Origin of the sequence: Corynebacterium simulans, assembly GCF_001586215.1 — a bacterium.
Lineage (GTDB): Bacteria > Actinomycetota > Actinomycetes > Mycobacteriales > Mycobacteriaceae > Corynebacterium > Corynebacterium simulans.
Genome location: NZ_CP014634.1, coordinates 1,411,422 through 1,425,764, shown reverse-complemented (window position 1 = coordinate 1,425,764; position 14,343 = coordinate 1,411,422). Strand labels below are relative to the sequence as shown.

Here is a 14,343-nt window from a genome sequence, read left to right as displayed (position 1 = left end):
TGACCTCCTTACTTTCTCGGCGGGGTTTAGTAGTTGTGGTTGTTCTCGGTGCCGGTGATACGGACCTCGATGTGGGAGTGTCCCATGGTAATGACGTCTCCGTCGGCCAGCAGCCAGTTTTCAATTGGCGTCTCGTTGACAGTGGTGCCGTTGGTGGATTGCAAATCTACCAAGACGGCATCCTGTCCGTTCCACGTAATCTCCGCGTGCTGGCGGGAAACGCCAGTGTCGGGCAGGCGAAGGTCAGCGTCGTTGCTGCGACCGATGATGTTGGAACCTTCCCGCACGTGGTACACGCGGGAGGAACCATCCTGCAGCATCAAGTTCACTGCGGGGCCCTGCGAGTGTGGCTGCTCTGGATTTTGATCCGGTGCCATAAAGGTGGTGGTTGCTGCCTCGTCTGCATTAAACGGGTTACTCATGTGGTCCTCCTGACCATCGTCTTCGTGGAAGATTGCGTCGAATCCGGTTTCCTCGGCGGGTTCGTGATCAATAAACGAAGACACTCGAAGCTGTCCTGTACGTAATCCTGATTCCTCCGCGATGCGTACGATGACCGGGCCGGCGAATGACCAGCCGTGGTTTCTAACAAAGCGGGTGAGTTGGTCGGCGAAATCTGCGGGCAGATCTGGGTCACGGGAGAGGTTTTCCAAGTCCTTGGAAGATACGCCTACTGTCATGACGTTGGGGCTGTAGAGGTTCTCGTCATCACCGCGTGCGAGATTGTCCTGCGCCTCCTGTTTGAGGAGCTCTTCAATCTCCGCGGGAACGACCTTGCCTCCGAAGACAAAGGCCATGCCATTGTCCAAGCCTCGTTGCATGGCGGAATCCAGCTTCGCGAGCTTTTCAAAAATTGCCACGTGCTGTCCTCCTTTTCTATGACAGGCTAATTATAGGGTGCCTACCCCTTCTAAACGTAGCCGCGCCGCCTAAAGTTCCGATGCTTTTAGGGGGCTTTTCCCCAGAAAACTTCGTGTTTGCCTGCGGATTTGTAGATTCTTAGCTCCTGCATGCTAATGTTAGTTGGTCGCCAAGACACTTAATACCCAGCCCGGGTGGCGGAATTGGCAGACGCGCTGGCTTCAGGTGCCAGTGTCCTTATAGGACGTGCGGGTTCAAGTCCCGCCCCGGGCACGCTGAGCAGTTGTACAAACTGTGACACCGGAGGTAACAAACTCGAAAGGGTTCGTGACCTCCGGTTTCTTTGTTTTTCTGAACTTTTCCGGTCGAGGATTGTAAGTGTGGGGATTTACATCCTAAATCCCGTTTTGTCGCTCGGCACGTCTTTCGATATTTGTTCATGTAAAACAATGGCCGAAGTGGTCCTATTTTGTAGGCGGCATTCCGTCGCAGGCACGTGTAACAATAGGGCGTACCCCAAAAAGACACACCTGATTAAAGACCCACCCCGGCATCGATATAAATCCCCCATGCAGCCAGGGAAAACAACCAAGTGGAACAAAAAGTGCAAGAGGTGTGGGATCGCCCATGCGCCTAGGGGGGTGTTCCTATATAGGTTGTCAACTCCGTGGGTGAGGTTGCTGGGGGTGTGAAGGGGTTCTGCTTCACGCTGCGGATGTTGTTTTCGGGCATGCTGAAGAGCCGATTGGGCTTCCTGCGCAATCGGCTCCGGGGCTGGTAGGGGCTAGGCCGCAGCGGCCTCCTGGGCTGTGGGGATGTCTCTGTAGAGCTCTCCGCTGCGCATCATGGCGAAGAGGACGTTGAGGCGTCGGCGTGCGAGCGCGACGACTGCGGCGTTATGTCTCTTGCCTTCTTTGCGTTTTCGCTCATAGAATTGCCGGGAACGCTCGTGGAATCTGATCGATGCAAAGGACGATTGCCATAGGGCGTTCTTCAATTTCTTGTTGCCGGCCCGGTTGGGCGAATTCGACATGATCGACGTTCCCGACTGATTCGTCTGCGGCGTCAGGCCTGCATAGGAAGCCAGGTGCGCTGCATTGGGAAAGTCGGACATATCGCCGACGGTCATAAGGATTTGCGCGGCGCTACGTGGGCCGATGCCGGGCATGGACAAGAGAATCTCGGTCTGAGGAATGTCCTGGATCAGCTCGAGTACCTGGGCTTCAATCTCTTTGCGGTGCTCCAGCTTGGCTAGTGCATCTTTGGCGGACATTGCTACGCCAAGTTCCGCGTATTCTGCGCCGGCGATGGATACCGTCTGGCCGTGGATCGCAGCAAGCATGGCATCGATAACTGGTTCAGGATTACGTGCCCTGTGACCACGTGCGAAAGCTGTCAGCCGTGCTTTGCCGACGCGTCGAATCTTGGTGGGGCCACCGTATTTCGCCAGAAGGTGGAGAATCCACTTGCGGTGAATCATCTGGCCACGTAGGACATGTTCGAATGCGGGGTAGGTGCCCACGAGCGCGGATCGCATCTGGTTGATCAGGCGTGTGTAGGCGCGGGCGAGGTCTTCGTCGATACCGTTGAGGACTTTCAGCTGGAGGAAGACTTCCTCAACGCGGTCGACGCTACGCAGGGCATCTGGCAGGTTGAGGCCGGCATGGGCGATGACATAAGCGTCGCGTACATCGGTCTTGGAGTTGCCGACGTGGATACGTGAAAGCTGTCGCATGGCAAGCCCGGGGAGGTAGCGAACGTCGGCTCCCATTGCTTGGGCGACTGCGACGGTTAGCCTGCCGATGTTGTTGGGCTGATCGACGACGACAAGGACTTCGGCGTCATTGGCCAGGAATTTGCCGAAGAGCTTGCGTAGCGAGCCTTCGTGCTGGTTGATGCGTTTGGATAGGACTTGTCTGCCCTGGGGATCGAGGACGCAGGCGTGGTGGAAGTATTTGCCGACGTCCATTCCAATGACGAAGTCATAGGCCATGAGTTGGTGCCTCCTAGCGATGAGTAGGGAGTTGGATTATTTACGCTTCATCGCTGGGGTGGTCGGACATACTGGCGCTGGCATCCACATTACTGTGAGACCTCGTGCCGCCTGGGCCGGGTCAGGTTCCTATTGAGCTGTTTGAGTATGTCACTGTCTCCGGTGGCATCACCCCCCGGATCATTTTCTTAACAGGGACAGGAATAAGCCATACCGAAGCCAGCGACTAGTTCCACTGTCCTTTCGGACGGCGGGAACGGACATAAACATAGCCCCTCCCACTCGGGTGGACAGGCTATGAATCTTCGGCGCCCTGGGGTGGAACTGCTAACAACGTAATGGGCAACCTCTTCCTGAGCAGCGAAAAAGCTGATCAAGACGCCCCAAAAAGTTCAAGTAGGCGAGACATCCCTCGCGGGATGACGCTGAGATACAGCCGAAACTGCACTCTGCACGCTTCCAAGCAAAACCGTCTCCCCGGGCCCATGCCCGGAAATTCAGTAATGCAATCCACGTGCGGTTTTAACGTCTGCTTCCGTCCGGAGCCGACGGCCCCCTCTACGGGGAGACGCTCGCCACCCTAACAGGACCCTGCGCCCCTGTGAACCACCGTTACCCAGTTCGAATTTAAGTTCGACGCTATCGGAGGGTGTCCACCCCAGTAGTTATCCTGCTCGTCCACTCACCACGAAAGGGCAACAAGGATGACCAATTCACCACAAGCTAAAAAATCCTCACCCAACACCAATCATGACCACGAAGGCTTCGTGTTTCGGCTCATTCCCACCCCTCAGCAAGAAGCCCTGTTTGAGGAGATGACACGGGCAGCACACTGGGGGTTCAACGCATTCACCGAAGCCTGGCAGAAGTACGACGAAAACTACCGGGCAAGAAAAGATCAGCTCCTGGCTGCCGGCGTGAACGCCAGCAGCGTGAACAAGCTGATCAAAAAAGAGGCCGAAACCAACCCAGCACTAAAAAACCGCACCGTTTTTCATTTGAGACAGATGTTTTAACTCCCGAAATCCGGCGTCACCGGGAGGCAGCAAAACTGCTGTGGCAACGAGACCACGGGAAACGATGGTCACCTCAACACCAAGAACGGCTTGATGCTGTCTGGAGTCCCGATACCAAGGGCGCCCGCCCCTTTCTCCATCTCGTCAACCGTCGCTGCCCCGTCAGTGGAATCAAAAACGCAGCCGAGGCCATGAAAAACTACTACGCCAGTAAAACTGGTCGAAGAAAAGGCCGGGCTATGGGAAAACCCCAGCGCAAGACCCACCGATCTCGGAAATCAGTCACCATTCACCCAGACAGCAGAATGGGGCCAAAAGGCTGCCCTCCACCCCGAGGGCAGCCCCAGATCACCGGGTACAAGCATCTATACCTGGCCAATCTTTTCTCGCATGCCTCCAAGCCGGATAAAAAAGACCGGATATTGCGCGTACGCGTCCATGGCTCCACCAGACGGTTGGTCAAAGCTCTGCAGAACCACCCTGACGCCAAAATCAGCAATTTTACGATCTCCCAAAAAGGCGGCTACTGGTACGTCGCTGTGATGGTTAAGTCAGCTCAACGCCAACCATCGCTAACCCGACGGCAAAAACAAGCAGACACCCTGGGCATCGATATCGGCATCCACAACTACCTATCGCTCTCGGATGGCTCCACAGTCATCCAGCTTCCACCACTGCTCCAGCGCAACATCAAACGATCGAAAAACCTACGTAAAAAGCTGGCCCGGAGCCAAAAGGGATCCAACCGCCGTCGAAAGCTCATCGCCACGATCAAACGCGTCGACCACGAGCTGAAGTTGCAGCGCGATGGGTTTGTTCATCAGATCACCGCCGAACTGGCCCGCAACTATGCCCTGATCGGCATCGAAGACCTCAATGTTAAAGGCATGACTCGTTCAGCCAGGGGAACCGTAGACGCACCGGGAACAAACGTGAGGGCGAAATCATCCCTCAACCGCCGAATGCTTGAGGGGATCCCTGGCGAGTTTCGTCGCCAGCTGGAGTACAAAACCAAGCGCACCGGCGCTGCTCTAGAGGTCATCGACCGGTTTTACCCATCCTCCAAAACCTGCTCGAGGTGTGGTTGGAAAAACGAGAATCTTTCCCTGAGTAACCGTCAATTCACATGTCTAGAATGCGGCCTATCACTCGACCGGGACCACAACGCCGCATTGAACATCGCAGCTGAGGCCGAAAGGAAACACCTGAAAGACACTAAGTCACCCAAACCCAGCCACGACTAACCAGACCCAAAACGTAGCGGCAACGGGGCTTCTTCCCCTCTTAACCCCGAGCTGGGACCCCACCCTCGCGGTCGCTACAGCCCCACAAGATGGGGCCAACGAGTCGAGAATCCTATACCAACCCCTGCACGTTCTTGGCTGCGGTGATGTGCTCTGCCCATGGTCTGTCCTGGCAGACCCGGGCAAGGTTTCCGACGCTAACCTACGAGCACAGCCTCATCACCCGCGATAGTTACCCCCATACCTTGGGCGACGGTCTGTCGTCCCGCACTTCGGGAAGTCTGGAGTTAGCGACTATCCACTCCGCCGCAGAGGGATCAATCCAGGTAGACAGCTTCTCTATAGCCTGCTGCGCTCGATCGAGGTTATCGTTTTCGTCCTGCAGGTCCTTTTTGATAATCGGCTCATGATGGGCGCACCGGTTACGCAGGTTGTAGACCACACCAACTTCACTTCTGAACTCGTCAAGGCTGGGAACAAGGACATCAGGCTTGCTTCCGCCAGTGGCAGGTGCCTGTGTGCCGACCAAATCTTTACGAACCAGCGGCCAGAGAGTAGAGGCGTAGGTTTTGGTGAACAGGTAGGCCCAGAAATCGAAGCTGAGTTCAGCGATAACCCGCCCCGGCGGTGGGGCTTGCTCTCTTCGTGTGCAGGCACGGCGTTCTGCTTTTTTAATGGCTCTCTCGGCCGGTTTTTCGAAGGGGATGGCCGGGTGGGTGTACCACCTGGGTCCGTAGCGCGGAGCGACGGCGGCGTCTACGCAGTTTCGTAGCAGCACCTCGACATGTTGGAGGTCCTCCAGGAAGGCCTTGGTGACGCGCGTGTTCCAGAGGTAGAGGGATTCAGGATCTGGGTGGTGGGCATAGGTGCTCATCCGCGCAGGTGAGAACCACTTGTCAAGATTGATCGTCAGATTTTCGTTGGAATTCATGGGGACAAATGTTACGATTTTCTATGAAAGCCCCGGAGCGATCCCTGCGTTTTAGATGCATATCACCGGGGTTACTGATTTTTTGGGGGAGGCTCGGGCGCATAACGGCAGGCCAATGCGGGTTAAGTAAAGAAAAGTGTGTCTTTTCCGGGCGTGTTGCGGTTATTTGATCCAGCCTTTTTGGATGCCGAGGTTGTGTTGGTAGCTGGTGTCGATGGCGGTGTCGTATTCTGCTGGTGCACCGATGTCATTGGTAGTGGCTGTGGTGTTGTGGGTGATCAGGTCTGTTGCTGTGGAAAGTGCGTCTTGACCCCATCGTTGGTCCCTGGCGATCTTGACCGGATCGTCAGGGACTTCTGTATGTAGATACAGCCACCAATCCATCACTGTGCGTTGATGCGGTAGTGATAGTCCGCGGTGTCTGCGGGCTAGTTCTTTTATGGGGGCGTTGATGCCACCTTCGAGGCTGTTTGTTGTTGCTGCAAGGTTGTCGGGGTCGATGGTTGTTGGTGGGGGTTGCAGGTAGGTAAACAGCAGGTCTCTGCGGTGCAGAGATAGCAATGATTGATAGGCCGCTCGGACGCGTTGGTGGGTGTAGACCTTGGTGTAGGCGCCGGTAGCAGGGTCTTTGATGGTGGTTTTCTCGTTCATCCATTCCCGGTAGGTGTGGTCGAATTCGTGCAGGTGGGCGACCCATGTGGATGCTTGGTCAAGGTCGGTGATGCGAGTGAGTTTCAGGGCTAGGCGGTAGAGGGTTTTGCCGGCATCGGTGCGGGGGTTGCTGGTGGTGTGGCGGCGGACTGTTCGTTGGGCGTGGACGAGGCAGCGTTGGATGCGTGTTGTTGGCCAGCAGTGGTGGATGGCTGATTGGGCACCTTGTCCGCCGTCTGTGACTGCGATTAGTGGTGCGGCAATGGGGCGTAGGAGTTCTGGGGTTGCCCGCAAATCGTGGACACGTAGTGGAGCTACCTAGTGGTTAGGCAGCTATTTCTTTTCTACTGGTGGTTAGACCAATGTGGTTTTCGAAGTCGACGGGGCTGACCATCCCGAGTGCAGAGTGCCGGCGTCGGCGGTTGTAGACGACTTCAATCCAGTAGGCAACGGCCTTGCGTGCAGCATCACGGGTCGCCCAGCGCTGCCGGTCATAGAATTCAGTCTTTAGCGTCGACCAGAACGACTCAGCCATCGCGTTATCGAAGCACACACCAGTACGCCCCACAGACTGGGCAATGCCCAGGTTGCGGCAGACCTCCCAGAGCTTCTCACTGGTAAATTGCGTTCCGCGGTCAGCGTGAAACACCAGCCCATCAGGAACATCACCGCGTAGCGTATGCGCCATCCGCAGGGCCCGTTCAACCAGGTGTGTGTCTTGAACGCTATCCATAGCCCAGCCCAGTACCCTGCGGGAATGACCATCGCGGACCGCGCACAAGTACAACCAGCCCTCACCGGTGCGCAGGTAGGTAATATCTGACATCCACACTCGGTTGAGCTGACCAGTATCAAACATGCGCTTGACCAGGTCAGGAAGAGTTGACTTACGCTTGGCTTGAATCGTTGTCACCGGGACAAAGGCACGCGGTGAAATCCCTTCAATGCCCATCATGCGCATCCGTTTAGCCACAGTCTTGCGATTCAAGGTGATCTGGTAGCGCTCGGCAAGCTCTGCGGTGATCCGCGGAGCACCATAAACCTCATCGGAGTCTTTCCAAATCTGATGAATCTTTCGGTCAACATCATCGTAAAATGCTGCCCGATCATCTTCGCCGGATAGTCGTTTCTGCTGCGCATGGGCCCATTTGTAGTATCCAGACCGAGATACTTTTAATAGTCGTGCCATGCGCTTGATGCTGTAGTTCGCCTTCTCCTGCTGCATTAGTTCGAACTTTTCTGCTCGCGTTGCTTCGCGGCGAAGAAGGCTGTCGCTTTTGACAAAAACTCGTTATCCATCTTGGCTTCTGCCAGCTCCCGGCGCAGACGAGCATTCTCAGCTCGGAGGTCAGCCTCGCTCATCCCATCGGAGGATCCTCGGCGTTCACGTTCGAGTTTGACCCACCGGCCCAAAAGCCCGGCGGAAACACCGATTTCCTTAGCCACATGAGCGATCGGTCGCTCTGACTCGATTACCAGGTTCGCGGCTTCACGCCGGTACTCCGGCGTGTACTTCTTGCGCTGTTGACTCACAATGAACATCCTCTCTTACGGACACAAGATCCGTACAAATAGGGTGTCCACTAAACGAGGGTAACCTCAGTTCGGTGTAGGCGGCGGTGGTTTCGTGTCTGGCCCAGGTCCAGTTGATGACGTGGGTTTTACTGGCTGCGATCAGGAGGCATCCGGACTTTAGATAGGTCGCGTCGAGGAAGATTTGGTCATGGATGCGGAATGAGTCGATGGTGGGTGTGGGGATGATCCACCAGCACCATCGGAATCGGTGGTGCATGGTTTGCCTGGTTACGCCATGGTGTGCGGCGAAGGTGGTTAGAGATTGGGTGCCGGTGGCCCATTGGATGAACAAAGCCATGGTGGCGGTATTTTTGTTGTGGGTTTGGGTGTTGCGGGTAAAGGAGTGTCCGCAGTGGGTGCAGCGCCAACGGGTGGTTGATTTGCTGGTGGTGCCGTTTTTCTTTGTGTTGTTGCCGCATAGTGGGCAGCTGGGGCGGTTGGTGGTCATCCTTTAATCCAACCGGTGTGCGGTTAGCACAAATGTGGCCGGAGGTGCGGGATGGTGTGGGTAATAGCTTTCGGGGAGCTATTCTTTGGTGATTTGTGGTGTGTGGTCTGGGGTTATGGTGGCATGCGGACACACTTTTCTTTACTTAACCCTCAAAAGCTGCATATTAGGTTATGCTAAGTTAATTCACGCTTGCTGCACTTGTGCCACCACTTTGGCCAACGCAGCCCATAAACCCGTTATTTCCGCATCATGAGACAAGGAGCGCGTGTTGTCTAGCAACCCGTTTGATGACGAACAGGGCAGCTTCTTCGCCCTTATCAACGACGAGGGACAGTACTCGTTGTGGCCTACGTTCGCCGCCGTGCCAGACGGATGGACCGTGGCTCTGGGAGACCCTTCCCGTGGCGTAGACGGCGGGGTATCGCGGGACGAGGCGATGGAGTTCATCGACCGCGAGTGGACCACCTTGCAACCGGCAGGAAAGTCTCACGCTTAAGTGAGTGCCGTACTTCCCACTGCTTTGCCTGGTGAGTCCGCTGCGGAGATTGGCCGCCTGCTCCGTCGCACCGCAACTCCAGCAATTAGTGCGGTGCTGTTCACTTTCGCCGGTGCCTTGCTCTCTCTGGTGCCCATTTATCTGCTGGCCAGCGTCATCGATGCGGTAGCCGCCGGTGACGGCAAGTCTGGCGTGCTGAAGGTGATTGTGTGGGCTGCCGTGGCGTGTGTTGGTACTGCCGTTGTCGCTGGCCTTGCGGAGGCGCTGACGGGTGTGACGATTGCCCAGGTAGTTGCGAAGTTGCGTGAGCGCGCCGTCGCCGCGGTGCTGAATCTGCCTTCCACCACGGTGGAGTCCCTGGGCCGGGGAGAGGTGCTGGGCCGAGTTGGTGCGGATGTCGCCGCGCTGGTGAGCAGTGCCCGCAAGTCGGTTCCATCGACCCTCAGCGCGCTGGTGATGGTCGTGGTGGCCAGCGCTGGAATAGCGGGGTTGGATTGGCGCCTCGCGTTGGCGGGGCTGTGCGGGATTCCGTTCTATGCGCTGGGGTTGCGATGGTATCTTCCTCGTTCTGCCCCTTTGTATCGACGCCAACGCGAATTAGAAGCCGGTGTCATCGGTTCCTTGCAAGGTTCTATGGAGGGCATTCGTTCGGTTCGTTCGCATCGGCTGGTGGATAGCCGCCAAGGTCTCACCAGGCGCTACGCGCAGGCTTCGCGGGACGAATCAATCGCTGCGTTTCGTGTGTTTTCCGGGCTGGTGGCGCGGGAGAACTTCGCGGAGTTCATGGGGTTGTCAGCCCTGTCTGTCGTAGGCTGGTTGCTCTTCCGCGAAGATGCGGTGACGGTGGGCGAGATCTCGGCAGCGTTGATTCTGTTCCACCGTCAGTTCGTGCCGATCGGCACGATTCTGTTCACCTTTGATGAACTGCAGCGCAGCGGGGCGGCCTTGGGGCGCATCGTGGGACTCATTCGCTCCGCGGGTGCGGATACGCCACAGCCGATTGATGACTACTCCTCGCATCGGCAGAGTCCAGCTGTAGAGGTCAAGGGCCTGAATTATCGGTACGAGGATGGCCCAGAGATCTTGCATGACTTGGCGTTCCACATCCCTGCGGGGTGCACGGTATGCGTGGTCGGCGGATCGGGAGCTGGCAAGTCCACGGTTGCGGAAATTGTCTCTGGAACCCTCGAGATGGCAGAGCCGGGTGTGATCACCGTTGGGGGGTGCGACGTGGTGGGAATGAGTGCGCAAGAAAGAAGCTCGATCTTTTGCGTTGCCTCCCAGGAAAACTACGTCTTCGCGATGAGTTTGCGCGATAATCTCCTGCTGGCAGCCGAAGGTGCCAGCGACGCAGAAATATGGGATGCGCTGCGCCGAACCGGTGCGGAAGATTGGTGCACATCCTTGTCCCATGGCGACAAGCAGGGCTTAGACACAATGCTGGGCGAAGGGGGCCTGCACGTAGATGCGGTGGCGGCACAGCGTCTGGCGCTGGCCAGGGTGGCATTGTCTCGGGCTGGCGTCGTCATTCTTGACGAATCAACGGCCGAAGATGACGGTGACCTCGAGGAAACACAGCAATCACACGAGGCCTTTTCGATGTCCTTGGAGGACGCTGCCCGCGCGGCGATCCGCGGACGGACGGCGATGGTGATTGCGCACCGGCTCAGCCAAGCAACCTCCGCCGATAGCGTGGTGGTGATGGAGCGCGGGCGCGTGGTGGAAACAGGTACGCACGAGGAGCTGGCAGCAAGAAACGGAACATATGCCGATATGTGGACCGCCTGGAATGAGCAGGGGAGGCAGGCGCGTGTCTGACAACAAGGTGGTGACGCTGCGCGGGCTGGTCAGAAAAAATTCTCGCGCGATGGCTCTGAGTGGCTTGTTGCTGAGCATCTACCACGTGGCAGAAGCCATGATTGCGGTGTTACTGGGATGGTTGGCGCACAGTCTTATCGCTAGCGAGAATGTGTGGCACCTGGTGGGTGGAATCGCAGCCTTAGGCGCTACGCTGGCGACGGTGTCTGTGAGCTGGCAGACAGGGTTCCGGATACTGCAGGCTACGTCGGCTCGGAACGTATGTGAATTGCGGGCAGGCATCACCTCGCAGGTGGTGAGCCATGGTGGGCATTCCGACGATGCGGACAGTCTGCCTCGCCAGGAATTGCCCACGGTGGTGGGTGAAGACGTGGTGCAGGCGGTAGACATCATCGAAGTGGTCCCGGTGGGGATCAGTGCGCTGGTGGGAGCCATTTTCTGCACGATTGTTCTGGCGCTGATTGATCTGCCACTGGGAGTGGTGGTGTTGGTGCTCAGCGCGGTGGTGTTGATAGTCCTGCACCGGCTGTCTCAGATCATTGAACGCCGCGCGGAGCGGCAACAAACTCTGCTCGCGCGAGTGACCGCGCGCATGACCGACATTCTGCAGGGGCTGCCGGTGATCTCGGGAGTGGCTGGCGCGCATCCGGCCTACCGTGGATATGCGCGTAAATCTGAAGAGGCGTGTGCGGATGCTCGGAAGCTCGCGTGGGTCAGCGGAGGTTATGAAGCCGTGGCGATGGGCAGCAATGTGCTGTTGCTGAGTGCGGTGGGCCTGTACGCGGGCTATCGAACCATTTCCGGCGATGTGACGTTGGGGGAGTTGGTCACCGTGGTGGCGCTGTCACAATTTATCGCGGAGCCGATGCGGCAGTGCAGCAGAATGCCGCGCTTCATTGGATTGGCGAGGGCTTCCGTTCGGAGGCTGCAGCGCGTGGCGGAAGCTCAGCGGCTGCGTGAGGGGCAGGGCGTGCCATCTGCTCAGATTGGCACGCCTGCCATTTCCATGCGCGGTGGAGACGGTGAGGCCGAAGGAGACGGCGAGGTCGAGGGATCAGAGCAGGCTTCCGTGGCGTTCGCAGAGGGGCGACTGACGGTGGTGCACTGTTCAGCCGCATGGGCAGATGCTCTGGTGGATGCGTTGGTCGCGGGGGAGTCGATGGAGCTTGGCTCCCTGACTAGGCCACAAACTCAACAACTGTGGATCCGGGGGCGCGATATTTGCGAGATCTCGGTAGACGATGTGCGTTCCGCTGTGCTTGCCGAGCCTCGGAAGCCGGCATTGTTTGGGGACACAGTGGGGCAGGCGGTGCTGCGGAGCTCTGGAGAGGGCAGGGCGGAGGATGCAGTAGACATTCTTAACGCCTTAGGGCTCGATGAACTGGCGCCGGGGGCGGCTCATTCAGCCGGGGTATTGGATCACGAGCTGACCGAAGGTGCGCGCAATCTTTCCGGTGGTCAGCGGCAGCGGCTGGGATTGGCACGAGCGCTACTGGCTGAGCCGGAGATGTTGGTGATGGTTGATCCGGTCTCGTCAGTGGATTCAATGACGGGCATGAAAGTGGCGCGTGCGGTGAGAGATATTCGCCGCGGGCGTACCACGGTGGTCCTGTGTGTGGGGAGGGCCTTCCAGTCGGTAGCCGAGGACGTAGTTGATGTGAAGCCTCTAGCTGGGAGTTTGCGGACGCGGGGTGAGCAATTCTCGCTAGGGGGTTGTTGAGCAATAGAAGATAGGTTAGCCTACCCTTTGCATTGCCTACCCTAAGAAGTTGGTTGGCGCATCCTACAGAGAGGCCATAGTGACCATCATCGATCGTCAAGCTCAGACATCCGCAGAGCGCAGTACCCACGAAAATTCCGTCCGCGACATCGTCGGGATCGGCATCGGCCCCGGAAACCTCGGGCTCGCGGTAGCTATCGAAGAGCAAGCTCCAGAACTCGATGCACTCTTTGTGGAAGCCCGCCCGGAATTCAACTGGCACCCAGGCATGCTCCTCGAAGGATCCAACATGCAGATCAGCTTCCTTAAAGACCTGGTTACGGTGCGCAATCCGCAGAGCCGCTTCAGCTTCATCAACTACTTGCATCACAGCGACCGCTTGATTGATTTCATTAACCGCCAAACCTTCACCCCGGAACGCGTGGAATTCGCCGATTACCTCCGATGGATCGCGGATCACATCACCGTGGACACGCAGTACAACACCACCGTGACGTCCATCGAGACGCTTCCGGAACTGGCCGCAGACGGAGCTCGTTTTGTGGTGCACGTCCGCAGGAAGTTAGGAAGCGGTGAGTCCGAAGGGCAGCGAGCTCAGCAGTCGGAGTCCATTCGCTGCCGCAACGTGGTGGTTGCCCGCGGGCTGGAAGCCAAGATGCCTGCGTGGGCAGAGGACAGCTCCTTGGACACCTCGCGCATCTTCCACAACATCGATTTGCTCCCGCGCACCAAGAAGCTGCTGAACAGTGGGTGGGATATCCGCCGAGCTTTGGTGATCGGCGCGGGCCAGTCCGCAGCCGAGGCCATCCGGTACTTCCACGATTGCCCGCATATCGATACCGTCACGGGCAGCTTGAACAGCTACGGCTTCATCCCCGCCGATGACAGCCCCTTCGCCAATCGGGTGTTCGACCCGGAGGCCGTTGATGACTTCTTCCATGCGCCCGATGCGATCCGCAACGAGCTGTTGATCCGCCACCGGTACACCAATTACGCCTGCGTGGAATCTGAGCTCCTCGATGAGCTCCACGACCGTCAGTATCGGGAAAGCGTCACCGGGCGTCAGCGGCTCGATATTCGCCGGACCACGGAGGTGCTCGGTGCGCGTAATTGTTCCGACGGCAGCGTCGACGTGGACATTCGCCACCGAGTAACCGGAGACGTGGTGACAGAAAACTTTGACGTGGTGGTGTGCGCCACGGGCTTCCGATCTCGCGGTCTTGCGGGGATTCACGCTGATAGTCACGGCAGTGAAGAATTCACCGTCACTAGGGATTACGGCGCCGTGCTCAATGGCGAGCGCGTGCCAGGACTCTTCGTGCAGGGAGCAACTGAGGCCACGCATGGACTCGGTTCCACGTTGCTCTCCAACATCGCGACCCGCTCCGGGGAACTGGTGGAGGCCATCACGGGTCAGCAACGCACGCATCGTGCGCCGGCGGATGAAGATCTCCGCTCCGAGCAACATCGGGATTCTTCGCACCTGATCGCAGGCTGATTTTCCCGAGCCGTGCTCCGCTTGAGGTTGGCTGACACCTAGCCCGACGTCCGCCATCCGCGTCTGATTCCCTGTTTCCCCATCAACCG

At 57.7% G+C, this 14,343-nt stretch carries 10 protein-coding genes, 1 tRNA gene and 2 pseudogenes; 7 read left to right on the top strand and 6 right to left on the bottom strand.

Features of this window, described 5'->3' with window-relative positions; translation table 11 throughout:
* Nucleotides 1-26 precede the first annotated feature (26 nt).
* A complete protein-coding gene (locus WM42_RS06705; RefSeq protein ID WP_062036439.1) occupies nt 27-860 on the bottom strand; it encodes an FHA domain-containing protein in 834 nt (277 codons plus the stop codon).
* 189 nt (nt 861-1,049) lie between these two features.
* Here WM42_RS06705 and WM42_RS06700 point away from each other — a divergent pair.
* A tRNA-Leu gene (locus WM42_RS06700) sits at nt 1,050-1,134 on the top strand.
* 511 nt (nt 1,135-1,645) lie between these two features.
* On the opposite strand, the gene WM42_RS06695 is transcribed toward WM42_RS06700, so the two are convergent.
* On the bottom strand, nt 1,646-2,854 hold the full coding sequence (locus WM42_RS06695; protein ID WP_049152104.1) for an IS110 family RNA-guided transposase: 1,209 nt from the start codon (nt 2,852-2,854) through the stop codon (nt 1,646-1,648).
* 704 nt (nt 2,855-3,558) lie between these two features.
* On the opposite strand from WM42_RS06695, the gene WM42_RS06690 reads away from it, so the two are divergent.
* Nucleotides 3,559-3,870: a helix-turn-helix domain-containing protein gene (locus WM42_RS06690; RefSeq protein WP_062036437.1), complete on the top strand. Its 312-nt coding sequence runs from the start codon at nt 3,559-3,561 to the stop codon at nt 3,868-3,870.
* Nucleotides 3,871-4,061: 191 nt separating this feature from the next.
* Complete coding sequence (locus WM42_RS06685; RefSeq protein ID WP_080719550.1) at nt 4,062-5,114, top strand: RNA-guided endonuclease InsQ/TnpB family protein; 1,053 nt, start codon at nt 4,062-4,064, stop codon at nt 5,112-5,114.
* Between the two features lie 232 nt (nt 5,115-5,346).
* On the opposite strand, the gene WM42_RS06680 is transcribed toward WM42_RS06685, so the two are convergent.
* The 4 genes and pseudogenes from WM42_RS06680 to WM42_RS12980 all read right to left on the bottom strand — a co-directional run.
* Complete coding sequence (locus WM42_RS06680) at nt 5,347-6,045, bottom strand: Abi family protein (protein WP_034966322.1); 699 nt, start codon at nt 6,043-6,045, stop codon at nt 5,347-5,349.
* Nucleotides 6,046-6,207: 162 nt separating this feature from the next.
* Nucleotides 6,208-6,972: pseudogene (locus WM42_RS06675) on the bottom strand (IS256-like element IS3503 family transposase); the annotation flags it as partial.
* Between the two features lie 49 nt (nt 6,973-7,021).
* Nucleotides 7,022-8,238, bottom strand: a protein-coding gene (locus tag WM42_RS06670) for an IS3 family transposase (RefSeq protein WP_115021451.1) whose coding sequence is annotated in 2 segments (ribosomal slippage) — nt 7,022-7,977 and nt 7,977-8,238 — 1,218 coding nt in all. Because the reading frame shifts where the segments join, the coding sequence is not laid out codon by codon here.
* Nucleotide 8,239: 1 nt separating this feature from the next.
* Nucleotides 8,240-8,719 (bottom strand): annotated as a pseudogene (locus WM42_RS12980) (IS1/IS1595 family N-terminal zinc-binding domain-containing protein); the annotation flags it as partial.
* Between the two features lie 271 nt (nt 8,720-8,990).
* Here WM42_RS12980 and WM42_RS06655 point away from each other — a divergent pair.
* The 4 genes from WM42_RS06655 to WM42_RS06640 all read left to right on the top strand — a co-directional run bounded on the left by WM42_RS06655 (nt 8,991) and on the right by WM42_RS06640 (nt 14,254).
* The gene (locus WM42_RS06655; RefSeq protein ID WP_011274127.1) at nt 8,991-9,218 is read left to right on the top strand and encodes an MbtH family protein; all 228 of its coding nucleotides are present in this window, start codon (nt 8,991-8,993) and stop codon (nt 9,216-9,218) included.
* Entirely contained in the window at nt 9,219-11,036 is a 1,818-nt protein-coding gene (locus tag WM42_RS06650) for an ABC transporter ATP-binding protein (RefSeq protein ID WP_011274126.1), read from the top strand.
* On the top strand, nt 11,029-12,756 hold the full coding sequence (locus tag WM42_RS06645; RefSeq protein ID WP_235591223.1) for an ABC transporter transmembrane domain-containing protein: 1,728 nt from the start codon (nt 11,029-11,031) through the stop codon (nt 12,754-12,756). Before WM42_RS06650 ends, WM42_RS06645 begins: the two co-directional genes overlap by 8 nt.
* A 79-nt stretch (nt 12,757-12,835) precedes the next feature.
* Entirely contained in the window at nt 12,836-14,254 is a 1,419-nt protein-coding gene (locus WM42_RS06640) for a lysine N(6)-hydroxylase/L-ornithine N(5)-oxygenase family protein (RefSeq protein WP_011274124.1), read from the top strand.
* The last annotated feature ends 89 nt before the right edge of the window (nt 14,255-14,343 follow it).